Raw genomic sequence first — 25,004 nt, 5'->3', positions numbered from 1 at the left:
ACAAGAACTGCGTATGGTCGCAGGCCTGCCGCCACCTCAACTGCCCAGATAACAGTCCGAAAGATCCGCCGATGTCCGACCTGCTCGACGATCCCACCCCCGGTCAGAACGCGCCGGAATTCACCGTTTCCGAGATCTCGGGTGAGGTGAAACGCACCCTCGAAAGCACCTTTGGCCGGATCCGTGTACGCGGCGAGGTAGGGCGGGTGTTCAAGGCGCGTTCGGGGCATCTGTATTACGACATCAAGGACGACCGGAACGTGCTGGCCTGTACCACCTGGAAAGGTCAGGTCGCGGGTCTGTCGGTGGTGCCCGAAGAGGGACTGGAGGTGATCGTCACCGGCCGCCTCACGGCCTTCGGGGCGCAGTCCAAGTACAACATGAACGTCGAAGAGGTCGCGGTCGCCGGGCAGGGCGCGCTGATGGCGCTGCTGGAAAAACGCAAAAAACAGCTTGAGGCCGAGGGTTTGTTCGCGCCTGAGCGCAAGAAACCACTGCCTTATCTGCCGGGAATCATCGGGGTCGTGACCTCGCCTTCGGGGGCGGTGATCCGCGATATCCTGCACCGGCTGCGGGACCGGTTCCCGCGCAAGGTTCTGGTCTGGCCAGTTGCCGTTCAGGGCAGCAATTGCGCCCCGGAGGTGACCCGCGCCATCGAAGGTTTCAACCGCATGACCCCGGGCGGCGCTCTACCGCGCCCGGATCTGATCATCGTGGCGCGCGGTGGTGGCTCGATCGAGGATCTCTGGGGCTTCAACGAGGAAATCGTGGCCCGGGCAGCAGCGGCCTCGGATATTCCGCTGATCTCTGCCGTGGGGCACGAAACCGACACCACGCTGATTGATTTTGTATCGGACCGTAGGGCGCCGACGCCGACCGCAGCGGCGGAGCTGGCGGTGCCAGTACGGCTGGATCTTCTGGGCTGGAGCGAGAATCAGGGCGCCCGGCTGGCGCGCGCCGCGGGACAGGCGGTGCAGTTGCGCCGCCAACGCCTGAACGATCTGTCGCGGGCCTTGCCCCGCCCGGAAACCTTGCTGGAAACGCCACGGCAGCGGCTGGATCAGGCCAGCGATGGCTTGCCGCGTGCGCTGACCTCGGTGGTGCAGCGCCGCCGCGTGCAGCTGAGCGAGGCGGCAGCAAGCCTGCGCCCCTCCACCCTGCGGCAGCTTGTGGCGGGGCGGACGGACCGTTTGCGCAACCTGTCATCTCGGCTGTCCTTGCGGCCCATCCAGCAGGAAATCCAGCGGCGTCAGGATCGGATCACCCAGCTGGGCCAGCGGCTGGACACTGTGCAGCGGCAACGGCTTGACCGGCAACGGCAACAGCTTTCGGCGGCGGGGCGGCAGCTTGAGATCCTCAGCTACAAGGCAACGCTGGAGCGTGGCTATGCTGTGGTGCGGTCCGGTCAGACCGTCATCACCACCCGCGCCGCGGCCGAAAAAGCGGGGCCATTGGAAATCGAGTTCAAAGACGGACGGCTTGATCTGGGCGGTGCACCTGCGCCAGCTGCAAAGACAGGCGGCGGTGAGGCGTCGACAGCCAAGCCAAAGGCCAGCAAGCCCAAGGCCAAACCCAAGAGCACCCCGGATGATGGGGAGCAGGGATCGCTGTTCTGATAGCAATTTGATCCTGCCGACCCGTACTTCACTATTCGGCGCGGAGTGAGCGCGCGTCAGACCCCGACGTCGGGGCCGAGGCAGATCATCTCTTCGCCGATATCCTCGGCCTCATAAAGCTCGGTGGCTTCGGGGTCATTCTGGAACCGCGCGCTGAGACCGTTGGGGGTAAGGGAGAACCGCCAGCACTGGGGATCATTGCGGTCCTCATAGAGGAAACAGATCTGATCGGCCTGCTGGTACCAGTGCCCTTCCTGACAGCGGCCATCGAGGAAGGACCAGATGACACGGCGGTTCGGCAGATAGCGTTCTACCCCGTAGGCGGTGCCATCAAAGCCATAGAACAGCGTCTTGCCCCGGGTGTAGCTGTCGAACTCCTCAGCGCCCATCGGCTCAGCGGCTTTGCCCATCCCGGGGACAGCCAGCAAAGCGCAGAGGGGAATCATCAACAAGGTCCGCATGGAGTGAAGTGTGCCAGACAGGTCGGGCTCAGTCCAAGCCTTCGGACCGCTTGCCGCTTAGTTTGGCCAGTTCCCGCCCCATCTTGCGCCGCCAGAGGGAGGGGATCAGCGCAATCGCGCCCATCACGGGCAGGGAATGCGGCAGTGTCGGCATATCGGGCGTCAACTGCAGTTCGGGGAACCGGCGGGCGGGCACGACGTGGTGGTCGGAATGGCGCGGCGCGTTCAGCATCATCGCCGAAGAATACCAATACGGTGCGTTCCAGGAATGCTGCGGCCCGACGGGCACCGGGCGGCCCGTGTCACGGGTTTGGCGCAGCAGCCCGTAGTGCTGCACGTAATCGGCCAGAAAGATCTGCATCTGCGCATGGGCTGTGGCAAACAGGAAAAGAATGAGTGCAACGACGCCGCCTGCCAGATAGGCGGCCGCGCAGCACAGCAAGGCGATAGCGATATAGGCCACATAAGGATGGCTGAGGTTCGACGGGGGGACCTGCTTGCGCTGCCGCGCGGCGTTTTCAGCAGCCAGTCCTGCGCGAAAAGAGCCAATCCAGGCCCGCGGCAGGAACCGGTAAAAGCCTTCGCCGCGTCGGGCCGTGTTGGGGTCCTGTGGTGTGGCTACATGCACATGATGCACCTTCAGATGCGCCGAGGCATGGTGCCCGATCAGCATGGTGGCGTAGACCAGAACGCCGAGGCGGCGCATGGCCCGGCCTGGGCGGTGGATCAGCTCATGCGCGTTGGGATGTGAGATCTGTCCCATGAACAACCCCTGCGCCAGAACCAGCGGTATCGCCCCGCCCCAGCTAATCCGGGGCAGGGCCGTGGCCACTGGCAGCAGCAAGGCAAAATGGGCAAGAGCCAACGCGACCTGAAGCGCCTCTGCGCCGCACGCGCCGGTCTGGTTCTGCGCCCGTTGCCCGATCCGGTCCAGTACCAGCACCAGTGCGGACATGGATCCAAGGGCTGCCCAGCTCCAGACCCCGCCCCAGAGGCTGGCAAGCCCGATCAGAACGGGCGGCGTCAGGCTGGCAATGGCAAACCAGAACATGGGGGCGGTCCTTGTGCAGGTGCAAAGGGATGAAGGGCGTGCTTTTCCCTTGGTTACCTTTGACCGAAGCCAGCGCCTCGGGCAAGCATACGGGGCAATGACGCGCGGCATCTGCCGTAGCGAGATGAGGCAGGGGAGAGAGGCCAGAATGGAAACCGTATTGCTGAGTGCCGCGGCAGGCTGCGCGCTGGCCTATCTGTTTTTCACGGCACGCCCCGCAGGGCTGCTGCGCAGTATTCTCAAAACCTCCTCTGTTGCCTTGCTGGCTTTGCTGGGGCTGATTGCCGGGGCACCGGTCCTGCTGGCGCTGGGGCTGCTGCTCTGCGCGCTGGGCGACTATTGCCTGTCCCGCGATGGGGAGGGTGCCTTCATGGCCGGGGTCGGGGCCTTTGCCGCCGGGCATCTGGCCTATGTTGTGCTGTTCCTCAGCACGCCCGGCAGCGATATGGCGCAGCTGGTGCAGATGCCGGGTCTGGCCATCGTGATCGCTCTGGTCCTTCTGGGCGGTATCATGGTGCGGGTACTTGCGCCGCGCGCAGGGGCGCTGAAGGGCGCGGTGCTGGCCTATATCCCGATCATCCTGTCGATGGGGGCGGCTGCCGCCACCCTGCCTGGGCAGGGCGCGTTGGTCTGGGCGCTGCCTGCTGCCCTTGCCTTTGTCGCATCGGACGTGGTTCTGGCCTTTGAAACCTTCGTACTGCCCGAGGGGCACCGGTTTCGCCGGATTGCCCCCTATGCGGTCTGGCCGCTCTATTGGGGCGCCCAGCTTGGCTTTTGGTATGCATTTTCCTGACCTCAGGGCTGTCATCCGCTTTGCAACCGCGGGCAAACCGCATTAGGTGAGTTACAGACTTACTGCGGAGACCCCGATGGCGTTTTTCACAAAGCTCAAGGACCGGTTGTTCAAATCCTCTTCGAAACTGGAGGATGGGCTGGATGCAATTGTTGCGGAAGGGGCCGACGAGAAGGCCGAGGATAAGGCTGCTGTCGAGAATACCGCTGCCCCTGAAGCTGCGTCTGAGGCCGCACCGCAAGTTTCGGAGCCTGTTGCGGAGGAGGTGCCTACGCCGCAGCCTGTTGCGACTGAACCGAAGCCCGCCGCCCCCAAACCTGTTGTTGAACCAATCCCCGAACCAGAGCCTGAAAAGCCGCAGAAATCGCCGGGGCTGCTGGGGCGGCTCATGGGGCGCGCCGGGGGCACTGCGCCGCGCCGGGTGCTGGACGACGATATGCTGGAGCAGTTGGAAGAGCTGCTGATCGCTTCGGACATGGGGGTGGATACGGCCCTGCGGGTGACCGCGAATATGGCCGAAGGCCGGTTCGGAAAACGCCTGTCCACGCAGGAGATCAAGGAACTGCTCTCGGCCGAGATCGCCCGCGTGATGGAGCCGGTGGCCAAGCCACTGCCGATCTACGCCAAGCGGCCGCAGGTGGTGCTGGTTGTCGGCGTCAACGGATCCGGCAAGACCACCACCATCGGCAAGCTGGCAAGCCAGTTCAAGGCAGCGGGCAAGAACGTGGTGATCGCGGCCGGCGATACCTTCCGCGCCGCGGCGGTGGAACAGCTGCAGGTCTGGGGCGACCGCGCCGGGGTGCCGGTACTGACCGCGCCCGAAGGATCGGATCCGGCGAGCCTCGCCTTTGACGCGATGGCCCGCGCCGAAGCGGACGGGGCGGATCTGTTGCTGATCGACACCGCCGGGCGGCTGCAGAACCGCGCCGACCTGATGGAGGAACTGGCCAAGATCGTGCGGGTGATCCGCAAAAAGGACGAGACCGCGCCGCACAATACGCTTTTGGTGCTGGATGCCACCACTGGCCAGAACGCGCTGAACCAGGTCGACACCTTCCAGAAGCTGGCCGATGTTTCGGGGCTGGTGATGACCAAGCTGGACGGCACCGCCAAGGGCGGCGTGCTGGTGGCGCTGGCGGACAAGTTCGGCCTGCCGATCCATGCCATCGGTGTGGGTGAGCAGATCGATGACCTTGCTCCCTTTGATCCGGAAGAATTTGCCGCGGCCCTGACCGGGCTGGACCGATCTTGAGCCGCCGGTTCGTCGGCCGGATGAGGTCCACTGTCCCGGCGCCGTCGCGCCCTGAGGGCCACCGCGGATGAGCGACTGGCTGATCTCGCTGGAGGGCACCGAGGCGGGCCACCAGGCTGCATTAATGCTGGCCTTGATGGCGGCTTTCCTGCACGCGGTCTTTGGTGCACTTCAAAAAGGGCGACACGATCCCTGGCTGTCACGCGGGGCGATTGACGCCTCCTACGGGCTGATGGCAGCCCCGTTCGCGCTTTTCGTCGTGCCCTGGCCCGAGCCGCATATGTGGCCGATCTTTGCCGTGGTCTGGGTCATTCACGTCGCCTACAAGGTTCTGCAGGCGCTGGCCTATACCAAGGGCAGCTATACCGTGGTCTACCCGGTGGTCCGGGGCACCGGCCCGCTGTTCACCGTCATCGGCGCCTATTACCTGTTCTCCGAGACCTTCACGGTGATGCAATGGATGGGCGTTGCGGTGCTGCTCATGGGGATTTTTGGTTTGGCGGCCTATAACTACCGCTATCTGGAAACCAACCGCGACACGCTGATGGTGGCGCTGGGCCTTGCGGTTCTGACGGGGCTGTTTGTGGCACTTTACACCACCTACGACGCCTATGGCATCCGCGCCACCGCGAACCCGTTCACCTTTCTGGCCTGGTTCTTCATGATCGACGGGATCGCCATGCCTCCGGTGGCCTACCTGCGCTGGCGCAAGATGGCAGAGCGCCCGGATCCGGGGCCGCTTTTGGTCCGGGGCGTCTTTGGCGGGCTGGTGGCCTTTGCCTCCTTCGGGGCGGTGATGCTGGCGACCCGGCTCGACAAGGTGGGCGAAGCGGCGGTGCTGCGGGAGACCTCGACCGTCTTTGCCGCGCTGATCGGCTGGCTGGTGCTGAAAGAAACCGTGGGGCCGCGGCGTATTGCGCTGATGTCCCTGATCGCGCTGGGCGCGGTGATTGTGGAAGTGGGCGGCTGACGCGGGCCGCCGGAAGACAACCGAACAGGAGCGCCAATGGCTGGCAAGAAAATCAATCCGATCCTGAAGATGGTGCTGGAGTTCGGCCCCATTGTTCTGTTTTTCATCGGCTATCTGAAGCTGAAGGATGAGATCTTTCTGATCGGGGGCGAGGAATACAAGGGTTTCATCCTGGTGACGGCTGCCTTTGTGCCGCTGATGATGATGTCGACTGCCGCCCTGTGGAAGCTGACCGGGCATCTGTCGAAGATGCAGCTGGCGACGCTGGTTCTGGTCGTACTGTTCGGCGGGCTGTCGGTTTGGTTCAACGACGAGCGGTTCTTCAAGATGAAGCCGACGATGATCTACCTGTTGTTCGGCGGGCTGCTGGCCGTCGGGCTGATGCGCGGCGAAAGCTGGCTGAAGGTGGTGATGGAAGAAGTCATGCCGATGGAAGAAGCGGGCTGGATGATCCTCACCCGACGGATCTGCGGCTTTTTCCTGGGTCTGGCCGTGGCCAACGAGGTGATCTGGCGGTTCTTCACCACTGACACATGGGTCTATTTCAAGACCTTCGGTCTGCCGGTGGCGATGTTCCTGTTCTTCATGACCCAGGGGCCGCTGCTGCAGAAATACGGTCTTGAGGAAGACGAAGAGGTCGAAGACCCTAAGGCGTAAATTTCCGGGGCGCAGGGCTCCCGCGCCTGTGTGGCTCATCAAGGATGCGCCACAAACAGCCTTGGGCCGGGCAGCGCGCAGGGCGCGCTGCGGTTGGCATCATGAAGGCGCTGTCAGTCCTTGCCGCCAAATAGGATTTCCTGCGCCTTGCTGTCCGAGCGGTCGGCGCGCAGATCGGCGTGGAGGGCACGCCCTGCCACCAAGCCGGGGCGCTGCCACAGAAGGTCCAGCCAGCGGGCCAGATGCGGTTTGTCCTCCAGCGTCTGTTCCTGTCCTTCCCAGAGCGACGCCCAGGGCCAGATCGCCATATCGGCGATGGTGAACTCATCCCCCGCCACATATTCGTTTTCGGCCAGCTGCCGGTCCAGCACGCCATAGAGCCGGGCGACCTCGGACCTGTAGCGGTCCTTGGCATAGGCCAGGTCCTCGGGCGCGTATTTCAGGAAGTGATGCGCCTGACCAGCCATCGGGCCAACCCCGCCCATCTGCCACATCAGCCATTGATCCACCATTAGGCGCGCCCGTTCATCGCTGCCGTAGAAGCGCCCGGTCTTGCGGGCAAGATACTGCAGGATGGCGCCGCTTTCGAACAGGGACAGGGGCGCATCGCCCGGGCCAGCGGGATCGACAATCGCGGGCATCCGGTTGTTGGGGGCGATCTTGAGGAACTCCGGCGCGAATTGATCGCCTTTGCCGATATTGATCAGATGCACCCGATAGGGGAGGTCCATTTCCTCAAGCGCGATAGAGACTTTCCAGCCGTTCGGCGTTGGCCAGTAGTAAAGATCGATCGGTTCCTGCAATGCCCTGTTCCCTTATCCGGTGTTGCCAGTGATTGGCTGCGCCATGTGATCATAGATCGCCCCGGGGCAGCAAGACGACCAGCGGCGCGCGCACAACTCTGTGATCGCAGACGGCAGCTGTTGGGAGCAGAGGGAGGGGAGGAATGAAAGGCGCGGCACCGAAGAGGACGCCGCAATCAGGACTTCCCCGGTCGGCTTGGGACGGCCGGGGAAGCTGCGCGCGATGATGCGCTACTGCGCGCCTTGGCGCAGGCCCAGGATCCGGCGCGCGGTGGCGGCATCGGCAACGCTGCGGCCATTCTGTTCACAGAGGGCCACCACCCGCTTCACCAAGGCCGCGTTCGAGGGGGCGAGGCGATCCTTGTCGAGCCGGATATTATCCTCGAGCCCGGTGCGGGCATGCCCGCCTGCCGCCACGGACCATTCATTGAGAACGGATTGGTTTGCCCCGATCCCGGCCGCACACCAGGGCGCGTCCGCACCGAACAGGCGCTTTACCGTTTCGACGTAGAAATCGAACACCGCCTTGTCTGCAGGCATGGCGTTTTTCACCCCCATGACAAACTGCACATAGGGCGTGTCCGTGATCTGCCCGGACGCATGCATCTGGGAGGCCTTCAGGATATGCGACAGATCAAAGGCCTCGATCTCGGGCTTGATCTGATAACTGCGCATTTCAGAGGCGAGCCAATCGACCAGATCCGGCGGGTTCTCATAGACGCGGTTGGGGAAGTTGTTCGACCCCACCGACAAGGACGCCATGTCCGGTGCAAGCGGCAGCATGCCGCCGCGTGTCTTGCCCGCGCCGGACCGCCCGCCAGTGGAGAACTGGATGATCATCCCCGGGCAGTGTTTTTCGATACCTTCCTTCAGCGCTGCGAACTTGTCCGGATCGCTGGAGGGGGTTTCATCGTCGTTGCGCACATGGGCGTGCACGATGACAGCGCCCGCTTCAAAAGCCTCATGGGTGCTTTCGATCTGTTCGCTGACGGTGATCGGCACGGCGGGATTGTTTTCCTTGCGTGGCAAGCTGCCGGTGATTGCCACGCAGATGATGCAGGGCGCCGTCATGATTTCGGCGCCAGCACGAAGTCGTGCACGACCTCGTAGTAGGGGCGGTCGAAACCGGCTGCGCTGATCCGGGCGGGATCTTCGATCAGATCGAACTTGGCCAGCAGGCTTTCCTTCACGCCAAAGACCGCGTCGGAGTGGATATAGGGATCATCCGGGTCAAAGATATGGGTGATCAGCGTATCAAATCCGTCTGCCTCGAGGATGTAGTGCAGATGCGCGGGCCGGTAGGGGTGGCGCCCCAGTTGCGTCAGCATCTGCCCCACCGGGCCATCATCGGGGATCGGGTAGTATTTCGGTTTCACGCCTTTGAAATGATAGGTGCCATCGGCCCCGGTGCGGAACACGCCGCGCAGGTTGAAATCGGGCTGAAGACCCTTCTGCTGCACGTCGTAGAAACCTTCGTCATTGGCCTGCCAGACATCAATCTTGGCATTGGCGATGGGTTGGCCATCGGTGCCGGTGATGCGGCCTTTGACCAGCATAGGCTCACCCTTCTGATCCAGGCAGATATCCGCGCCCATGGGAAGTTCGGGCGCATCCTCGACGTGGAAGGGGCCTAGGACGGTGGATTCCGAGGCGCCGGAGGGTTTGCGGTTGTTGATCGCATCGACCAGCATGGAGACGCCCAGACTGTCGGACAGCAGGATGAACTCCTGCCGCCAGTCGTTGCAGGCGTGACCCACCTTGGTCAGAAACTGGATCGCCTCGAACCATTCCTCCTGCGTCGGTTCGATCTCCTTCACGGCGGCATGCAGATGCTTTGTCACCACCGCCATGACCTCGGCGAGGCGTTCATTCTTGGCGTTGGCATTGCGGCTGATGACAACCTCGGCCGAGTTTTCTTCGGTGAAATACCCTTGTTCCTGATCGCTCATTGTCGCCTCCTATCGGGCCAGAATGGTTTTGAAGACGCGGGTCAGCTCGGCCTCGGCATTGTCGGGCGCGCCATCGTGTCGCCAGCAGACATGCTGGTCGGGGCGGGTGATGATGCAGCCGCTATCGCCGACCTCGCGGGCGCGGGCCCAGTCGCCGGTGTAATCCATGTATTCCTGACGTGGGCCGATGACATGGGCGTTGAGCGTGATGCCGAACTCCTTGGCGATCTTGCTGGCCGCTTCGACCCAGGCTTCGCCGCCAAGGCCGGTAAAGACTGTGAAGGCACCGCCGCCCGCCAGATCAAGGGTGGAGTGTTTCTGCCCCGCCGCGTCGAACAACCAGGCATGGGGAATGCGTGCCCCGGGCCACGTGGTTGGCTGGTAGTGCAGGTCGGCATCCAGTTTGAAATCCGGCTCGATCTGACCATCGGTCACGGTCGCATCTGACCGGTAACGTTGGTTCATCTCGACACCATGGGCATCGAACTCGTACTTCTTGAAGGCGATGGCCTTGTTCAGCGCCTCGCGCTGGGCCTCGGCCTCGGGGGTGGAGTCACAGCGGGCGTCCATATTGGCCTTGATCTTGGTAATGTCGGTGCCGCCGGTCATGCCAAGGGCCTCGAAGATGGGACCAAATTCGCCGATGGACTGGTTGGCGCGGGTGACGATCTGCTTGGCCACCGGGGCGCGCTCTTCGGAATAGGTTTCCAGCAGCCGTTCCCCGGCCTGACCTTTGACCACGGCGGCAAGTTTCCACGCCAGGTTGAAGGCATCCTGAATCGAGGTATTGGAGCCCAGACCGTTCGACGGCGGGTGGCGGTGGGCGGCGTCGCCCATGATGAAGACACGTCCGCGCGACATCTGGGTGGCGTAGGTGTCGTTCACCGTCCAGGTGTTGGCGCTGAGCAATTCGATCTCAAGCTCGGGATCGCCCACCAACTGCCGGGCCACATCCGTCGCCATGGCCTCATCCACGTTGGGGGCGGGTTCGTTGATGTCATAGCCCCAGACGATCAGCCATTCGTTCCACGGGCGCACACAGCGCACCAGCCCCATGCCGATGCCGCCGACATCCGCGCCGGGCTGCATCACCCAGTAAAGGACCGAAGGACGATGGGCGACGTATTTCGACAGGTCCGCCCGGAACACGATGTTCATCGAGCCGCCGACGCCCATCTGGCCTTCGAAGGGCAGGTTTTCATTCTCGGCCACCAGCGAATTGCCACCATCGGCGCCGATCAGATATTTCGAGCGGATCGTCAACTCTTGCCCGGTCATCCGGTCATAGCAGGTGGTGGTGACACCTTCTGCGTCTTGCACGTGGCTTTTGTACTCGGTGCTCATCCGCGCCCGGGTGCCGCGTTTGCAGGCAGTCTTGAAAAGGATCGGCTCCATAAAGGTCTGCGGCAGATCGTTCATGAAGGTCGGCGAGGAGAGCATGTGCTCGGCCTTGGACAGGGGATGGGTGCCCCAGGATTTCATCCGGCCGATTTCCTCACCGGCGAGGCTTTCACAGAAGACGTTCTCGCCCATGATGCTCTGGTCCATCGCGTTGAGGTAGACCTCGTCTTCGACCTCTTTGCCCAGATCGCGCAGGACCTCCATCGTGCGCTGGTTGGTGATGTGCGCGCGCGGGGTATTGGCTAGCCAGTGATAGCGGTTGATCGCGACATTCTCGATGCCATAGCTCGACAACAGTGCCGCCGCGACCGACCCTGCAGGCCCGGTGCCGATGATCAGAACCTCTGTGGTGATGTCAGCCATGTTTATTCCTCCGATGGTGATAGTTTGCCGCCCCGAAGGGGTCGGCGAATTGGGAAAAGGTGCAGCCCTGTGCGCTCGGAGATCAGTCCCCAGAGCCCACGCGGGGCGATCAGCATGATGGCAATGGCCAGAAGGCCCAGCGTCAGCAGGTACCAGCTACCGAAATCGGCCAGCAGGGATTGCAGCGCAAAGAAAATGAGAACGCCGAGGATCGGACCTTCGATGGTGCCGATGCCGCCGATCACCACGATGAACAGCACATAGGCGGTCCAGTCGGTGACGCTGAAGGCGGCGTCGGGCGAAATCCGGGCTTTTTGCAGGTAGATCAGCGCCCCGGTGAGGCCGGTGCCAACGGCCGAGGTCAGGAACACCACCAGCTTCATGCGTCCGGCGTCGACGCCAACGGATTTGGCCGCTTCGGTGTTGTCACGCACCGCAGCGAGGGCCAGTCCGTTCTTGCTGCGCAGCAGCCAGTAGATGCCGCCGATCGTCGCCAGCGCCAGCACCAGCGCCAGCCAATAGGCGAGGATATCGCGCGCCGCAGCAGAGCGCACGTCCAGCACCTCTTCGATCATCTCGACCAGCCACATGTCGCGGGTGGCGCTGCGCGGCAGTGAGGTGCCGGTGCCGCCGCCAAGCGTCTTCCACTGTGCGACGCTGAGGCGGACAACCTCGGCGATGACCCAGGTGCCGATGGCAAAATAGGCACCGTTCAGGCGGAAGGCGAAAAATGCGGTGGGCACGGCAATCACCAGCGCCGCGATGCCGCCCAGAAGGATGGCCGAGACCGGATCAAGTCCCCAAAGGATCACGCCGCCAAACAGCGCATAGGCGCCCATGCCGACGAATGCCTGCTGACCGATGCTGACGAGACCGCCATAGCCCGCCAGAAGGTTCCAGAACTGCGCCAGCACCAGCATTGTCAGGATAAAGAACATGTCCTGAATGGTTCCGCGCCCGGCAAAGAAGGGCAGGGCCGCCAAGATCAGCGTGCCGCCAAGGCCAAGGATTGCCGCGATGCGCGAGACTGGGGTTCGGGTGGATACAGTGTATGTCATGTCTGCCCCCTTTAGTCGTGTGCCCGGGGGAACAGCCCCCGCGGTTTGATCAGCAGCACCAGAAGAAAGGCGACATGCCCGGCCAGGATTTGCCATTCCGGGGTGATCGCGGCCCCGAGGGTCTGCGCCACACCGATAATGATGCCGCCCGCCAGCGTGCCCCATAGAGAGCCAAGCCCGCCGATGATCACCGCCTCGAAGGCATAGATCAGCCGGGCCGGTCCGATGTTGGGGTCGAAGTTGGCGCGCAGGCCCAGGTAAAGGGCGGCGATGGTCACGATGATCAATGCGATCCCGGTCGCGGTCGCAAAGATGTTTGCGGGCTTGATCCCCATCAGGCTGGCCGTGGTCGGATCATCCGAGGTGGCGCGGAAGGCGCGCCCCAGTTCGGTGCGGTAGAACAACTGGTTCAGCCCGACGATGACCAGAACGGCCGAGGCAAAGGTCAGCAGCGGCATCACGCCAAGCGAGATCGGCCCCATCTGCACCGATGCCGTGGTCAGCGCGTTGGGCGGCAGGCGCTGGCTGTCGGCGGAGAAGACTTCCAAGAGGGCGTTTTGCAGCGCAATCGACAGGCCAAAGGTGATCAGCAGCGGCGGCAGGATGTCATCGCCCAGCGTCAGGTTCAGCAGGAACTTCTGCAAGGCCCAGCCAAGGACGAACATCACCGGCATGGCGATGAGCAGCGCCAGAAAGGGAGAGATCCCGAGCATCGTCACCAGCAACAGGATCAGGTAGGCGCCCATCACGATCAGATCGCCATGCGCGAGGTTTACCAGCCGCATGATGCCGAACACCAGGCTCAGCCCGGCTGCAAAAAGGGCATAAAGGCCACCCAGAAGGATGCCTTGGAGTATCGTGTCGATCCAGATCATGCGGCTGCTCCGAAATAGGCGTCGTGGATGGCCTCGCGGCTGAGGCTCTCGGGGGTGCCAGACAGGGTGATGCGGCCTTCCATCATGCAGTAGACGCGATCGGCGACGGCCATGGCCTGGGCGATGTCCTGTTCCACCACCACCAGCGAGGCGCCCGCCGCCTTGATCGCGGGGACGGCGGCGTAGATGTCCTTGATCACCACCGGGGCAAGGCCAAGGCTGATCTCATCACACAAGAGAACCCGCGGGTTGCTCATCAGGGCGCGGCCGATGGCGACCATCTGCTGTTGCCCGCCCGACAGGGCCGTGCCGGGGCTGTTGCGGCGCTCCCGCAGGATGGGGAACAGATCGTAGACGGTGTTCAGCGTCCAGTGGCCGCCTTTTTTGCGCCCGTAGGTCCCGATCAGGAGGTTCTCCTCGACCGAGAGAGAGGGGAACAGCTTGCGCCCCTCGGGCACCATGGCGACGCCCTGCGCCATGATTTCATCGGCGGGCTGCGCGCCAACGGGGCGGCCATCGTAGGTGACTGCCTCGGCTGCATTGCGCAGCACCCCGGCAATCGAGCGCATCAGCGTGGTCTTGCCCGCGCCATTGGCGCCGATGATGGCCACGGTTTCCGCCTCTTCAAGGGTGATATCCACCCCGAACAGGGCTTGAAAATCACCGTAGTGGGCGGTCAGGTTATGGGTTTCCAGCAATGACATCAGACTTCGATCCCCAGATAGATTTGCTGCACTTCGCGGCTGGCCATGATGGTGTCGGGGTCACCCAGACCGATGACCTTGCCGAAATCGAGCACCAGCAGGCGCTCCACCACCGAGGTGAGCGCGTGCAGGACATGCTCGATCCAGATGATCGTCACGCCCTGCGCGTGGATGTCCCGGATGGTGCCGATCAGCGACTGGCACTCGGCCTCGGTCAGGCCGCCTGCGATTTCGTCCAGTAGCAACAGCTTAGGCTGGGTCGCCATGGCGCGGGCCAGTTCCAGACGCTTGCGCTCCAGCAGCGACAACTGTCCGGCCGGGGTGTTGGCACGCCGGATCATCTCCGTGCGTTCCAGGATATCGGCGCAATCGTCCCGCACGGCGGCCTCACCCAGGCGGCGGCCATGGGTGGCGGCGACCAGAAGGTTTTCGTAGACGGTCAGTTTTTCAAAGGGTTGCGGGATCTGGAACGAGCGTCCGATCCCCGCCATGCAGCGGTCCATTGCCGAGGTGCGGGTGACGTCGCGGCCTTCGAAATTGATGGTGCCAGAATTGGCGGTCAGGTTGCCGGTGATCAGGTTGAACAGCGTCGATTTCCCGGCGCCATTGGGACCGATGATACCCAGCGCCTGGCCCTGTGGCACCTCGAAGGTGACATCGTCGGTCACGGTCAGGGCGCCAAAGCTTTTTGAAACCGATTGGAGAGAGAGGATCGACATGAAAGGTCCTTTGCCAGTCCGCAGGACGGGGTGTGAAAAGGCCGGGGGAGGGCGCGGGTCCTATGTGCAGCAGGACCCGCGAGGGCAGGATGGGATCAGGAAATCTCTTCCATCTTGCCGCCGGTCGGGATCTCCGGGTGATCGGAGTTGTCCACCACCACGAGATCATAGCTGCCATCGTCCTGAAGCCGCCACTGACCGCCCACCAGCGGGGTTTTGGCGACATTCGCGGCGGCGAATGGCGGCAGGCCCTTGCCGTCGAATGCGATGCGTCCCACCATCGAATCCAGCTGCGTTGCGGCGATCGCGGCTGCAACTTCATCCGGGTCGCGGCTGTCTTCGACGCGGCCCATGACACTGGCCGCCATTTCGAACAGCGCGTGCACGAAACCGATGGGCTGGGTCCATTGCTTGCCCGTCGCCTGGCTATAGCCTGCGGCCAGATCGGCAGCGGATTGCCCGGTCAGCGAGGAAGAGAACGGATGGTTCGGTGACCACCAGACCTCGGAGGACAGGTTGTGCCCCTGATCGCCCAGAGCCTCGACCGCCTGCGGGAACAGGATGGCCTTGCCGATGCTTGCGGCCTTGGGGGTGAAGCCCTGCTGTTTGGCCTGTGTCCAGAAGGTGGTGAAATCCGGCGGGATCGGCACACCGGTGACGATCTCAGCATTTGCCGCCTTGAAGGCATTGATCTGGGCGCTGAAGTCATCGGTGAGGTTCTGGTAGCGGCCGGTGTCGGTCAGCTTATACCCTTGGGCGTCCAGCACCGGCGGGAAGCCCACGTTGGGATCGCCCCAGGCGTTGCCATCGCCATCGTTGGGAAAGATCGCACCAACCGATTTATTGGTGTCGAGTTGGTTCCACATCGCCGTGAAGGTGGAAATCACGTCTTCCAGCCCCCAGAAGAAATGGAAGCTGAAATCAAACGGCCGCCAACTGCCGGGATCGCCCGGGTTGCCTTGCTGACCGATGAAATAGGGCTGCCACGGGGCCACGGTGGAGATCACCGGGATTTCCTCGGCCTCGCAGGTGGTGGCGACCGGATTGGTCGTCTCGGGGGTAGAGGCGACGAGCATCATGTCGATCTCGTCGTCGATGATCAGTTCCTTGGCGACCTCTGCGGCGCGGTTGGGGTTGGACTGGCTGTCCTTGACGATCACTTCGAAGTTGCTGCCTGCATCCGAGGCCAGAAAACCGTCGATGATGAACCGGTCGGCGTCCGAAAATGCGGCCAGCGGGCCGGATTGCGGGCTGACATAGCCCAGCCGGATCTTGGCATCCCGGGCCAGAGCTGGTGCCGCCAGGCCCCCGGCAGCAAGCGTGAGGCCGGTGGCGGCGGTGGATTTGAGCAGTTTACGGCGTGTAATCATGATGTCCTCCCTGACGTCATCAAAAGTGTTCGCGAAGCCCCGGTTCAGTGGGCGGGTGGTGTTCCCGCCCAGGCCGCCTGCAGCAGCGCGCGGATATCGTCGCGCGTGACAGGCTGCGGATTGGGGTAGGGTTTGGTGGTGGCCAGTTCGGCGGCGCGGTCCAGGTCTTCCTCCTTCAGACCCAGATCGCGCAGCGCCAGCGGCGCCCCGAGTTTTTGTGCAAAGTCATACAAGGCGCGCCCGGCATTCTCGCCGCCCAGAAGATCGCAGATCGGCAGCAGTTCGGTCGCTGCCGCGCGGGCGTTATAGGCAATGGCATGGGGCAGAACGATTGCGTGGGTTTCGGCGTGGGGCAGGTCGAATGAGCCGCCCAGCGTGTGGCACAGCTTGTGATGCAGGGCCATGCCGACCTGGCCCAGCACCGTGCCACAGGCCCATGCGCCGCGCTGCGTCTCGGCGCGGGCTGTGAGATCCGTAGGCGCGGCCAGAACGCGGGGCAGGCCGTCGACGAAGGCCTTCAGCCCGTCGATGGCCAAATGCACCGTTTTTTCGGTGCGGTCGCGCGCATAAAGCGCCTCGGCTGCATGCGCCATGGCGTTGAGCGCTGAGGTCACGGTCATGGCAACCGGCAGCGTTGCGACGCGCTCGGGGTCATAGAGGATGACCTCGGGCAGCACCTCGGGGTGGCTCAGCGTCGTCTTGATGCCGTTCTCGGTCTGACCGAGGATCGGCGTTGCCTCACTGCCGGCGTAGGTGGTCGGGATCACGATCTGCGGCAGGCCTGTGCGATAGGCGATTGCCTTGCCCAGCCCGATGGTCGAGCCGCCGCCGATTGAGATGATGCAGTCCGCTGCGACCTCTTTGGCGTGGGCCATGGCCGCTTCGGTGACGGTGACGGGGGTGTGCATCGCCGCCTGACAGAAAACGCCAGCGGCCAGTTCGCCCAGTGTTTCGGCCATTTCCAGCGCTGCGTCGGATTGCTGAGGGGTGGACAGAACCAGGGCGTTCTTCGCGCCCAGCCGCTGAGTCTCTGCGACAAGGATGTCCTTCACCCCAGCCTGGAATACAACGCGCACACCATCTGTTGCGGTTTCTGCCTCTTGTGTCATTTCAGACCTTTCTCCTCCGGTTGTGCCGGACGTTAAACCTCAGTGAATGGTCTGTTGATCGAGATTACGGCATTTAATATACCACGATGTTATGTACATCGATCCCAATCACCTGCGCATCCTGGCAGCGATCGTCGACTCGGGCGGGCTAAGTGAAGGCGCGGCCGCGCTAAACAAGTCCCAGCCCAGCCTGTCGCGCACGGTTGCGATGCTGGAGTCGCGGCTCGGTTCACGATTATTTGAAAAGGGTATCCGGCCGCTGCGGCCGACCGAGCTGTGTCTGTCGCTGGCCGAACAGGGCCGGGTGATCGGTCAGGCAAGTGAGGCGGCGCGCATCGCGGCGGAGCTTTATTCAGGGGGCAAGGCGGGCACTGCGCGGATCGCCGGGACGCCCATCTTCATGGATGGAGTGATCTCCTACATGATCGCGTCGTTCCAATCTGCTTTCCCGGATGTGGCGATCCAGCAAAGCTATGGCTATTTCGCGGAGCTGTCTGAACAGCTGAAGACGGGGAACATCGATCTGGCGATCTGCCCGATGCGCGGCGATGACATCCCGGAAGAGCTGTCGTTTGAACCGATCCTGCGTGGCCGCAACGTGATTGCCTGCGCGCCGTCGCACCCATTGGCGCGTAAATCCACGTTTCGATTGGAAGATATCGCCCAATACCCTTGGATCGCCCCCCCGGCGGGCAGCCCTCTTTATGCGGACCTGAAAAACGCGCTGGAGATCGTAGGCATCACCGATTTCCGCGTCAGTTTTACTGGCGGCTCGCTGGCGGCGATCCTGCGCATCATGTCCGGATCGGATGCGCTGACGGTGCTGCCTTATTCAGTGGTGTTCATGCAGCGACCGTCCAATATGGTCACAGCGCTGCCGGTGAAGCTTGAACACCCGGACCGGCAACTGGGTTTGCTCTGGCGCAACGACCGCCCGGTGCGCCCCGCGGTGTCCCGGTTTCAGAAGTTCCTTAAGGGTGAGTTTTCCGGTCTGGCCGACAGGATCGATGTCCGCGGCCGCGAAGCCGTCTGGCGGCGGTGACACCTGCCTGTGTGGGCGGCACGCGAGTGCGAGGCCTGCTCAATCTGACGAGGGGCGGTGCATTTGGACTTGCGCAGTTGCGGCGGCCTGCGTTAAGGCGCAAGCCTTACCGGTCGTCTGGGGTCGCCCCAATCGAACTGCTGGTGAGAGGGGCAGGGTCGCGGCAAAGACCCCATGAAAGAAATTGGTTAATTCTCCGGTTTCTGTCCCGCCGAATTTCTGAGGTTTGCCATCTTGGACGTGTGGGATTTGTTACCGGATTGCGGGCCACGTTAAACACACCGCTAAAGAGGTCAGGACGCAAAGGAACCCCTTTCGCTTGGCCGAATGGGGTTTTTTATTGCGCCGACGCGCAGGAGTGTGTGCCATGAACGACACGAAAGACAGCAACTGGAACAGCCGCACCAAACTGGTGCACGGCGGCACCCGCCGCAGCCAATGGGGCGAGGTGAGCGAAGCGATCTTCCTGACTCAGGGCTTTGTCTATGACAGCGCCGAACAGGCCGAGGCCCGGTTCATCGAAACCGGCCCGGATGAGTTCATCTATGCCCGCTATGGCAACCCGACCGTGGCGATGTTCGAAGAGCGGATCGCCGCGCTTGAGGGCGCCGAGGATGCCTTTGCCACCGCTTCTGGCATGGCAGCGGTCAATGGCGCGCTGACCTCGCTTCTTAAGGCGGGCGATCACGTTGTTTCGGCGCGGGCGCTGTTTGGCTCTTGCCTTTATATCCTTGAAAACATCCTGACCCGCTTCGGAGTCGAAGTGACATTCGTCGATGGAACCGATCTGGAGCAATGGCGCGCTGCGGTACGACCGGACACCAAGGCGGTTTTCTTTGAATCCATGTCGAACCCGACGCTGGAAGTGATCGACGTGGCTGCGGTCGCGGAAATCGCCCATGCCGTCGGCGCGACGGTAGTGGTGGACAACGTGTTCTCGACGCCGGTCTTCTCTGACGCCATCGCACAAGGCGCGGATGTGGTGGTCTACTCGGCCACCAAACATATCGACGGTCAGGGCCGGGTTCTGGGCGGTGTCATCCTTGGCACACGCGATTTCATCCGCGGCACGGTTGAGCCCTATATGAAGCACACCGGCGGTTCCCTTAGCCCGTTCAACGCCTGGACGCTGCTAAAGGGGCTGGAGACGATTTCCCTGCGGGTGAATGCACAGGCCGAAACGGCGCTGCAGATTGCGACTGCCCTTCAGGGGCATCCGAAGCTGGCGCGCACGATCTATCCCGGCCTAGCCGATCATGCCCAGAACGCGCTGGTTCAGCGGCAACTGGGCGGTAAGGGCGGAACGGTCCTGTCGCTGGATCTGAAAGATGGCAAGGAGGCGGCCTTTGCCTTCCTGAACGCCCTGACGATTCCGGTGATTTCCAACAATCTCGGCGATGCGAAATCCATCGCAACCCATCCGGCCACCACCACCCACCAGCGGCTGCCCGATGATCAGAAGGTGGCGCTGGGCATCACGCCGGGTCTGGTGCGCTTCTCGGTTGGGCTTGAGGATCCGGAGGATCTGATTGCGGATCTGACGCAGGCATTGGACGCCTGCGGCGGCTGAAGTCTTGGGGACGCTGTGGCCCGCGTTGTTCGCGGGCCGGGGCGGGTTCACTTGTGGTGCGGGGTCAGTTCCGGGCCGGAACCTGCCGTATTTGTCTGATCCATTTTGTGTTTTCCCGCGTAACAGAGTAATACTGAACATCGCTGCGCCCCGGGGCGTAGCAGCAGCGGAGGAAGTGGTCGTATGAATATCCATATGCGCGGCGTGGACGAGACACCGGACCGGACCGAGGCAGAGGCGGCTCTTGAGACGCTTCGCCAATGGGCTGCGACAGCCACCCAGACGGAAATTGCGCAGCTTGACCCAGCCGTTGCCCGGCTTCTGCCAGAGCGGGCGGTGCAGAACTACCCCGATCTGTCGCGCAACTACCCCGAGGATTTTGTGGCGGATGAGGGCTATCGCGCCACATTGCCCGACCTGCAGAACGGCCCTTCCAGCCTGATCCGCGGCGCCAATGAGCAGATCCAGCATGTGGGGATCTCCAACTTCCGTCTGCCGATTCGCTTTCACACACGGGACAATGGCGATCTGACGCTGGAAACCAGCGTGACCGGCACCGTCAGCCTTGAGGCCGACAAGAAGGGCATCAACATGTCCCGGATCATGCGGTCCTTTTACAAACACGCGGAAAAGACCTTCAGCTTTGAGGTGATCGAGGCCGCGCTTGAGGATTACCTCAGCGATCTCGGCAGCATGGACGCGCGCATCCAGATGCGGTTCTCCTTCCCGGTGAAGATCGACAGCCTGCGTTCGGGCCTGTCGGGCTATCAATATTACGATATCGCGCTGGAGCTGGTGGATCGGGACGGGGTGCGCAACAAGATCGTGCATCTGGACTATGTCTATTCCTCGACCTGCCCCTGTTCGCTGGAACTGTCGGAACACGCGCGCCAGTCGCGCGGGCAACTGGCAACCCCGCATTCGCAGCGCTCGGTGGCGCGGCTGTCGGTGCAGATCGACCCCGAGGCCCCCTGCCTGTGGTTCGAGGATCTGATTGATCATTGCCGCCGCGCGGTGCCTACCGAGACGCAGGTCATGGTCAAGCGCGAGGACGAACAGGCCTTTGCCGAACTGAACGCTGCCAACCCGATCTTTGTCGAGGATGCTGCGCGCCTGTTCTGCGAAGCCCTGCAAAGCGATCCGCGCATTGGCGATTTTCGCGTGGTGGCCAGCCATCAGGAAAGCCTGCACAGCCACGATGCAGTCAGCGTGCTGACCCAAGGGCCATTGTTTGCCGAAACAAGTCTTGATCCGGGGCTGTTCTCGACCCTGATCCATCGGGGGTAACAGGTTGGCAGCGGCGCACGTTGCGCCGCCTCCTGCCTGTTCCGGTATCACTCAAGCGCGAATTTCCGCTGCAGCGCCGCATTTTTTTGCTGCGTTGCCGCATTCTCGTGTTAGCCTTCCATCAGGTCCGGACCCAGATGGCTACGGAATCCTTCTGCTGGCCAGATATCCATGCCGGATCTCTTTGATGTAAGGAGTTCCCGATGTTCTTTTCGCCCATCCTCCAAGATCAGCCTGCAACGCTGCCGCAATGGGTCGGCTATTCTGCCGGGACACAGTTGCGATGCTGGCGTGCGATGACGGCGCTGGCGGTTCAGGCGCCTTATGAACAGATACGCCTGACGCATGTACTGTTGACCGCCGGAACGGCGGTGTTCAGACCGGCTGCTGTTGCTGCTCCGGCCCCGGCGCCGCAAAAAGCGAAAACACCTGCAAAACGGGCAACCAGCGAACGTCCGGCCGCCAAAACCAAGACCCTTGCGCGACGTCCGGCGCGTAAAAGCAAAGCCGCCCCGGCGGCCAGGACTACGGCGCGCAAATCGCCTGCTGCCAAACCTGCCTCAGAGAAACCGGTCGCGGCCAGACCCGCAACGCCCAAGGCGGCTGCCACCACAGCGACTGCGAGTAAGACTGAGAACAAGGCAGCGGCCCGCAAGGCGACGACAACCAAGCCTGCGGCGACAACGCCTAAGTCGACAGCGGCAAAGACGACCGCGCCCAAAACATCGCCTGCTAAGCCTGCACCAGCGACACGAACACCCACCAAGACCGCAGCAGCAAAACCCGCACCGGCAAAAGCCTCCCCAACGAAACCTTCCTCGGCCAAACCTGCAGCAACAAAGCCCGCAGCGGTCACAGCTGCGGCCAAGGCGACAGCCAAGCCGTCCGCTGCGGCATCCACTCCGCCACAGGCGAATAAGGCTGAAGCCACCACAGCAGCACCAGCACAATCCACCGCGTCCAAGGCAAAACGCGCGCCGTCCAAGCCTCCGGCGCTGCCAGAGCGCTCCGCGGCAAAGAGTGACGCCGAGAAGGCATGACGCCGCCTTTGACTTGACACTTTGCGCAGGGGGCGCCAACGCTGCCCGTCATGTTGGATCTTCGCCCGGTCGCATATGTCATTGGCCTGTTGGTCGTCATTCTTGGCGCCATGATGGTCTTTCCGTTCCTGATCGATCTTTACGATGGGCAGGGCGAATGGCCGGTGTTTCTTGAAAGCGGCCTGATCACCATTCTGGCGGGCGGGCTGCTGGCGCTCAGCTGTGGCAATTCAGTGCGGCAGGGGCTTAGCATTCGTCAGACCTTTCTGCTGACCACTTCGGTCTGGGCGGCGCTGCCGGTGTTCGGTGCGATCCCGCTGATGATGGGGGCGACCGAGCTCAGCTTTACAGATGCGTTTTTCGAAGCGATGTCGGGGCTGACCACCACCGGGTCCACGGTAATCTCCGGCCTTGATGACCTGCCACGGGGGATCCTCTTGTGGCGGGGTATCCTGCAGTGGCTCGGCGGGATTGGTATCATTGTCGTCGCCATGGTGTTTCTGCCCGAGCTACGGGTCGGGGGTATGCAGATCTTCCGCTCCGAAGCTTTTGATACCATGGGGAAGATTTTGCCCCGTGCGCAGACGATCGCACGTCAGATCTCGTTGATCTACGTGGCGCTGACGCTGCTGTGCATGGTGGTCTATGTGGTGCTGGGCATGGGGCTGTTTGATGCGCTGGTGCATGCCCTGACCACCATGTCGACCGGTGGCTTTTCGAATTACGATGCCTCTTTCGGCACCTTCTCCGGTCCGGCCGAATACGCGGCATCGTTCTTCATGATCATGGCGGCGCTGCCCTTCGTGCGCTACGTACAGCTGATCAACGGGCAGGGGCAGCCGCTGCTGCGCGACAGCCAGATCCGCGCCTTTCTGGGCACTATTCTGGTGCTGATCATCGTGACCGCCAGCGTGCTGCTTTATATCTTCCCGCACCACCCCGAGCAGGCCCTGCGCGAGGCGCTGTTCAACATCACCTCGATCATTTCCGGCACCGGCTATGCCAGCGTTGACTATATGGAGTGGGGCAGCTTCCTGATCATGGTGTTCTTTTTCATCGGTCTGATCGGTGGCTGCGCGGGTTCCACAGCCTGTTCGGTCAAGGTGTTCCGCTATCAGATCCTGTTTGCCTCGATCCGGGTTCAGATCCAGCGTATCCGCTCCCCCAACGGTATCTTCATTCCGCGCTTTGACGGACGCCCGGTCGGGCCGGATGTCCTCAGCTCGGTGATTTCCTTTTTCATGTTCTTCGTGGTGACGCTGGGGGTTGTGTCATGGGGGCTGGCTCTGACAGGGCTGGACTTCATCACAGCCGTCTCGGGCGCGGCAACCGCAGTGGCCAATGTCGGGCCGGGGCTGGGCGATATCATCGGGCCTGCGGGCAATTTTTCCACCTTGAATGATGCGGCTAAATGGATCCTGAGCGCGGCCATGCTGATCGGGCGTCTGGAACTGATGGCGGTCTACGCGATCCTGACGTTGCGGTTCTGGCGCAACTGACACCACGCCGGAGCTCTGGGGTCGTGTAAGGGGGATTGGGGCCTCAGGCAGGGCCCCCTGCGGCGGTTTGGCCCTTGTATTGCTACAATCCGCAGTCTTGCCCTGATCACGGACCTCCCCTATGAGGCGGTGATCGGAATCTGCGAGCGCACGGAGACGAATGCCCCATGCCCGTTCTAGTAATGAAATTCGGCGGCACCTCTGTCGCCAACCTTGACCGGATCCGGCGCGCGGCAAAGCGGGTCGGTGTCGAAGTGGCCAAAGGCTATGATGTCATTGTCATCGTATCGGCCATGTCGGGAAAGACCAACGAGCTTGTTGGCTGGGTCAATGAAACCTCGCCGCTGTTTGACGCCCGCGAATATGACGCAGTGGTGTCTTCCGGCGAAAACGTCACCGCCGGTCTGATGGCGCTGACGCTGCAGGAAATGGATGTTCCCGCGCGCAGCTGGCAGGGCTGGCAGGTGCCGCTGAAGACGACCAGCGCCCACAGCCAGGCGCGGATCGAAGAAATCCCGACCGAGAATATCAGCGCCAAATTCGCCGAAGGCATGCGCGTGGCCGTTGTTGCCGGTTTCCAGGGCATCAGCCCCGAAGGGCGCATCACCACGCTGGGCCGGGGCGGTTCGGACACCACGGCGGTGGCCTTTGCGGCGGCCTTCGATGCCGAGCGCTGCGATATCTACACGGATGTGGACGGCGTCTATACCACGGACCCACGCATCTGCGATAAGGCCCGCAAGCTTGACAAGATCGCATTCGAAGAGATGCTGGAACTGGCCTCTCTGGGGGCGAAGGTCCTGCAGACCCGCTCGGTGGAACTGGCGATGCGCTATCAGGTTCGGCTGCGCGTTCTGTCCAGTTTCGAAGAACAAAATGACAATGCTGGCACGCTGGTCTGTGCCGAGGAGGACATCATGGAATCCAACGTTGTGGCCGGTGTGGCCTATTCCCGCGACGAAGCCAAGCTGACCGTGCAATCGGTCGCCGACCGTCCCGGCATTGCGGCAACCATCTTTACCTGCCTGTCGGATGCAGGCGTGAATGTGGACATGATCGTGCAGGACATCTCGGACGAGGGCCGCACGGATATGACCTTTTCCTGCCCCACCGATCAGGTGGCGCGCGCCGAACAGGCCTTGCAGGAGAGCAAGGAAAAGGGCGATCTCAACTACGCCGAACTGGTTGCCGACAAGGACGTTGCAAAGGTTTCGGTCGTGGGGATTGGCATGCGCTCGCAATCGGGCGTGGCGGCCAAGATGTTCAAGGTGCTCTCGGATGAGGGGATCAATATCAAGGTCATTACAACCTCAGAGATCAAAATTTCCGTGCTCATCGACCGGAAATACATGGAACTTGCTGTTCAGGCACTGCATGATGCCTTTGAACTGGATAAGGCAGCCTGATCGTGCGTG

The 25,004-nt window shown here is 62.6% G+C and carries 23 protein-coding genes and 1 riboswitch; of the genes, 10 read left to right on the top strand and 13 right to left on the bottom strand.

The genetic code is table 11. The annotated features are described in order from the left end of the window. The first annotated feature begins 71 nt into the window (after positions 1 to 71). Positions 72 to 1,616: an exodeoxyribonuclease VII large subunit gene (gene xseA, locus SM763_RS03900; protein WP_368997630.1), complete on the top strand. Its 1,545-nt coding sequence runs from the start codon at positions 72 to 74 to the stop codon at positions 1,614 to 1,616. A 56-nt stretch (positions 1,617 to 1,672) separates the two neighbouring features. Here the strand turns inward: xseA and SM763_RS03895 are convergent, their stop codons facing one another. Next, a complete protein-coding gene (locus tag SM763_RS03895; protein WP_237028416.1) occupies positions 1,673 to 2,062 on the bottom strand; it encodes a hypothetical protein in 390 nt (129 codons plus the stop codon). A gap of 43 nt (positions 2,063 to 2,105) precedes the next feature. Next, positions 2,106 to 3,128, bottom strand: coding sequence for an alkane 1-monooxygenase (locus tag SM763_RS03890; protein ID WP_368997629.1), 1,023 nt, complete (start codon positions 3,126 to 3,128; stop codon positions 2,106 to 2,108). A 148-nt stretch (positions 3,129 to 3,276) separates the two neighbouring features. Between SM763_RS03890 and SM763_RS03885 the strand changes: the two genes are divergently transcribed. The 4 genes from SM763_RS03885 to SM763_RS03870 all read left to right on the top strand — a co-directional run bounded on the left by SM763_RS03885 (position 3,277) and on the right by SM763_RS03870 (position 6,800). Beyond that, the gene (locus tag SM763_RS03885) at positions 3,277 to 3,921 is read left to right on the top strand and encodes a lysoplasmalogenase (protein ID WP_368997627.1); all 645 of its coding nucleotides are present in this window, start codon (positions 3,277 to 3,279) and stop codon (positions 3,919 to 3,921) included. Between the two features lie 76 nt (positions 3,922 to 3,997). Continuing rightward, the gene (gene ftsY, locus SM763_RS03880) at positions 3,998 to 5,173 is read left to right on the top strand and encodes a signal recognition particle-docking protein FtsY (RefSeq protein ID WP_368997625.1); all 1,176 of its coding nucleotides are present in this window, start codon (positions 3,998 to 4,000) and stop codon (positions 5,171 to 5,173) included. 67 nt (positions 5,174 to 5,240) lie between these two features. Continuing rightward, entirely contained in the window at positions 5,241 to 6,143 is a 903-nt protein-coding gene (locus SM763_RS03875) for an EamA family transporter (RefSeq protein ID WP_065270847.1), read from the top strand. A 36-nt stretch (positions 6,144 to 6,179) separates the two neighbouring features. Further along, positions 6,180 to 6,800, top strand: a complete 621-nt coding sequence (locus tag SM763_RS03870; protein ID WP_065270846.1) for an inner membrane-spanning protein YciB — start codon at positions 6,180 to 6,182, stop codon at positions 6,798 to 6,800. 113 nt (positions 6,801 to 6,913) lie between these two features. Here SM763_RS03870 and SM763_RS03865 read toward each other — a convergent pair whose 3' ends face one another. From SM763_RS03865 to SM763_RS03820, 10 genes are all read right to left on the bottom strand, one after another. Beyond that, on the bottom strand, positions 6,914 to 7,603 hold the full coding sequence (locus SM763_RS03865) for a glutathione S-transferase N-terminal domain-containing protein (protein ID WP_368997624.1): 690 nt from the start codon (positions 7,601 to 7,603) through the stop codon (positions 6,914 to 6,916). Between the two features lie 231 nt (positions 7,604 to 7,834). Continuing rightward, the gene (locus tag SM763_RS03860; RefSeq protein ID WP_368997622.1) at positions 7,835 to 8,674 is read right to left on the bottom strand and encodes a 3-oxoadipate:acetyl-CoA acetyltransferase; all 840 of its coding nucleotides are present in this window, start codon (positions 8,672 to 8,674) and stop codon (positions 7,835 to 7,837) included. Then, positions 8,671 to 9,552: an intradiol ring-cleavage dioxygenase gene (locus SM763_RS03855; RefSeq protein WP_274828306.1), complete on the bottom strand. Its 882-nt coding sequence runs from the start codon at positions 9,550 to 9,552 to the stop codon at positions 8,671 to 8,673. Before SM763_RS03855 ends, SM763_RS03860 begins: the two co-directional genes overlap by 4 nt. A 9-nt stretch (positions 9,553 to 9,561) precedes the next feature. Beyond that, positions 9,562 to 11,316 (bottom strand): FAD-dependent oxidoreductase, encoded by a 1,755-nt coding sequence (locus SM763_RS03850; protein WP_274835971.1) that lies wholly within the window; start codon positions 11,314 to 11,316, stop codon positions 9,562 to 9,564. A 2-nt stretch (positions 11,317 to 11,318) separates the two neighbouring features. Then, the gene (locus SM763_RS03845; protein WP_368997620.1) at positions 11,319 to 12,374 is read right to left on the bottom strand and encodes a branched-chain amino acid ABC transporter permease; all 1,056 of its coding nucleotides are present in this window, start codon (positions 12,372 to 12,374) and stop codon (positions 11,319 to 11,321) included. Positions 12,375 to 12,385: 11 nt separating this feature from the next. Beyond that, positions 12,386 to 13,249: a branched-chain amino acid ABC transporter permease gene (locus SM763_RS03840; protein WP_368997619.1), complete on the bottom strand. Its 864-nt coding sequence runs from the start codon at positions 13,247 to 13,249 to the stop codon at positions 12,386 to 12,388. Next, positions 13,246 to 13,953 carry an ABC transporter ATP-binding protein gene (locus SM763_RS03835; protein ID WP_274867273.1) on the bottom strand — a complete coding sequence of 236 codons (708 nt, stop codon included), beginning with the start codon at positions 13,951 to 13,953 and terminating at the stop codon, positions 13,246 to 13,248. Before SM763_RS03835 ends, SM763_RS03840 begins: the two co-directional genes overlap by 4 nt. Continuing rightward, positions 13,953 to 14,672: an ABC transporter ATP-binding protein gene (locus SM763_RS03830; RefSeq protein ID WP_368997616.1), complete on the bottom strand. Its 720-nt coding sequence runs from the start codon at positions 14,670 to 14,672 to the stop codon at positions 13,953 to 13,955. Before SM763_RS03830 ends, SM763_RS03835 begins: the two co-directional genes overlap by 1 nt. A 95-nt stretch (positions 14,673 to 14,767) precedes the next feature. Then, a complete protein-coding gene (locus tag SM763_RS03825; RefSeq protein WP_368997615.1) occupies positions 14,768 to 16,042 on the bottom strand; it encodes an ABC transporter substrate-binding protein in 1,275 nt (424 codons plus the stop codon). Between the two features lie 44 nt (positions 16,043 to 16,086). After that, positions 16,087 to 17,151, bottom strand: coding sequence for a maleylacetate reductase (locus tag SM763_RS03820; protein WP_368997614.1), 1,065 nt, complete (start codon positions 17,149 to 17,151; stop codon positions 16,087 to 16,089). Between the two features lie 91 nt (positions 17,152 to 17,242). Here SM763_RS03820 and SM763_RS03815 point away from each other — a divergent pair, with 91 nt between their 5' ends. The 3 genes from SM763_RS03815 to folE2 all read left to right on the top strand — a co-directional run bounded on the left by SM763_RS03815 (position 17,243) and on the right by folE2 (position 21,050). Further along, a complete protein-coding gene (locus SM763_RS03815) occupies positions 17,243 to 18,193 on the top strand; it encodes a LysR family transcriptional regulator (RefSeq protein WP_065270835.1) in 951 nt (316 codons plus the stop codon). A 232-nt stretch (positions 18,194 to 18,425) separates the two neighbouring features. Beyond that, a riboswitch (SAM riboswitch) is annotated at positions 18,426 to 18,502 on the top strand. 58 nt (positions 18,503 to 18,560) lie between these two features. After that, positions 18,561 to 19,763, top strand: a complete 1,203-nt coding sequence (gene metZ, locus SM763_RS03810; RefSeq protein ID WP_368997612.1) for an O-succinylhomoserine sulfhydrylase — start codon at positions 18,561 to 18,563, stop codon at positions 19,761 to 19,763. 183 nt (positions 19,764 to 19,946) lie between these two features. Beyond that, positions 19,947 to 21,050 carry a GTP cyclohydrolase FolE2 gene (gene folE2, locus SM763_RS03805; RefSeq protein WP_065270833.1) on the top strand — a complete coding sequence of 368 codons (1,104 nt, stop codon included), beginning with the start codon at positions 19,947 to 19,949 and terminating at the stop codon, positions 21,048 to 21,050. Between the two features lie 322 nt (positions 21,051 to 21,372). Here the strand turns inward: folE2 and SM763_RS03800 are convergent, their stop codons facing one another. After that, positions 21,373 to 21,981 carry a hypothetical protein gene (locus tag SM763_RS03800; protein ID WP_368997610.1) on the bottom strand — a complete coding sequence of 203 codons (609 nt, stop codon included), beginning with the start codon at positions 21,979 to 21,981 and terminating at the stop codon, positions 21,373 to 21,375. Between the two features lie 159 nt (positions 21,982 to 22,140). Here SM763_RS03800 and SM763_RS03795 point away from each other — a divergent pair, with 159 nt between their 5' ends. Together SM763_RS03795 and SM763_RS03790 are read left to right on the top strand one after the other, a co-directional pair. Next, positions 22,141 to 23,589, top strand: a complete 1,449-nt coding sequence (locus tag SM763_RS03795) for a TrkH family potassium uptake protein (RefSeq protein WP_065270831.1) — start codon at positions 22,141 to 22,143, stop codon at positions 23,587 to 23,589. A gap of 167 nt (positions 23,590 to 23,756) precedes the next feature. Then, positions 23,757 to 24,995, top strand: a complete 1,239-nt coding sequence (locus tag SM763_RS03790; RefSeq protein ID WP_065270830.1) for an aspartate kinase — start codon at positions 23,757 to 23,759, stop codon at positions 24,993 to 24,995. Positions 24,996 to 25,004: the final 9 nt, after the last annotated feature.

Source organism: Pseudophaeobacter sp. C1-32P7 (assembly GCF_041008775.1).
Taxonomy (GTDB): Bacteria; Pseudomonadota; Alphaproteobacteria; order Rhodobacterales; family Rhodobacteraceae; genus Phycobacter; species Phycobacter gallaeciensis_A.
Note: the sequence above shows the minus strand (reverse complement) of the source record. Positions and strands in the feature narration are given on the sequence as shown.

Coding starts and splice junctions, on each gene's coding strand:
- xseA (WP_368997630.1), top strand. CDS start 72: ATGTCCGACCTGCTCGACGATCCCACCCCCGGTCAGAACGCGCCGGAA.
- SM763_RS03895 (WP_237028416.1), bottom strand. CDS start 2,062: ATGATTCCCCTCTGCGCTTTGCTGGCTGTCCCCGGGATGGGCAAAGCC.
- SM763_RS03890 (WP_368997629.1), bottom strand. CDS start 3,128: ATGTTCTGGTTTGCCATTGCCAGCCTGACGCCGCCCGTTCTGATCGGG.
- SM763_RS03885 (WP_368997627.1), top strand. CDS start 3,277: ATGGAAACCGTATTGCTGAGTGCCGCGGCAGGCTGCGCGCTGGCCTAT.
- ftsY (WP_368997625.1), top strand. CDS start 3,998: ATGGCGTTTTTCACAAAGCTCAAGGACCGGTTGTTCAAATCCTCTTCG.
- SM763_RS03875 (WP_065270847.1), top strand. CDS start 5,241: ATGAGCGACTGGCTGATCTCGCTGGAGGGCACCGAGGCGGGCCACCAG.
- SM763_RS03870 (WP_065270846.1), top strand. CDS start 6,180: ATGGCTGGCAAGAAAATCAATCCGATCCTGAAGATGGTGCTGGAGTTC.
- SM763_RS03860 (WP_368997622.1), bottom strand. CDS start 8,674: ATGACGGCGCCCTGCATCATCTGCGTGGCAATCACCGGCAGCTTGCCA.
- SM763_RS03855 (WP_274828306.1), bottom strand. CDS start 9,552: ATGAGCGATCAGGAACAAGGGTATTTCACCGAAGAAAACTCGGCCGAG.
- SM763_RS03850 (WP_274835971.1), bottom strand. CDS start 11,316: ATGGCTGACATCACCACAGAGGTTCTGATCATCGGCACCGGGCCTGCA.
- SM763_RS03845 (WP_368997620.1), bottom strand. CDS start 12,374: ATGACATACACTGTATCCACCCGAACCCCAGTCTCGCGCATCGCGGCA.
- SM763_RS03840 (WP_368997619.1), bottom strand. CDS start 13,249: ATGATCTGGATCGACACGATACTCCAAGGCATCCTTCTGGGTGGCCTT.
- SM763_RS03835 (WP_274867273.1), bottom strand. CDS start 13,953: ATGTCATTGCTGGAAACCCATAACCTGACCGCCCACTACGGTGATTTT.
- SM763_RS03830 (WP_368997616.1), bottom strand. CDS start 14,672: ATGTCGATCCTCTCTCTCCAATCGGTTTCAAAAAGCTTTGGCGCCCTG.
- SM763_RS03825 (WP_368997615.1), bottom strand. CDS start 16,042: ATGATTACACGCCGTAAACTGCTCAAATCCACCGCCGCCACCGGCCTC.
- SM763_RS03820 (WP_368997614.1), bottom strand. CDS start 17,151: ATGACACAAGAGGCAGAAACCGCAACAGATGGTGTGCGCGTTGTATTC.
- SM763_RS03815 (WP_065270835.1), top strand. CDS start 17,243: ATGTACATCGATCCCAATCACCTGCGCATCCTGGCAGCGATCGTCGAC.
- metZ (WP_368997612.1), top strand. CDS start 18,561: ATGAACGACACGAAAGACAGCAACTGGAACAGCCGCACCAAACTGGTG.
- folE2 (WP_065270833.1), top strand. CDS start 19,947: ATGAATATCCATATGCGCGGCGTGGACGAGACACCGGACCGGACCGAG.
- SM763_RS03795 (WP_065270831.1), top strand. CDS start 22,141: ATGTTGGATCTTCGCCCGGTCGCATATGTCATTGGCCTGTTGGTCGTC.
- SM763_RS03790 (WP_065270830.1), top strand. CDS start 23,757: ATGCCCGTTCTAGTAATGAAATTCGGCGGCACCTCTGTCGCCAACCTT.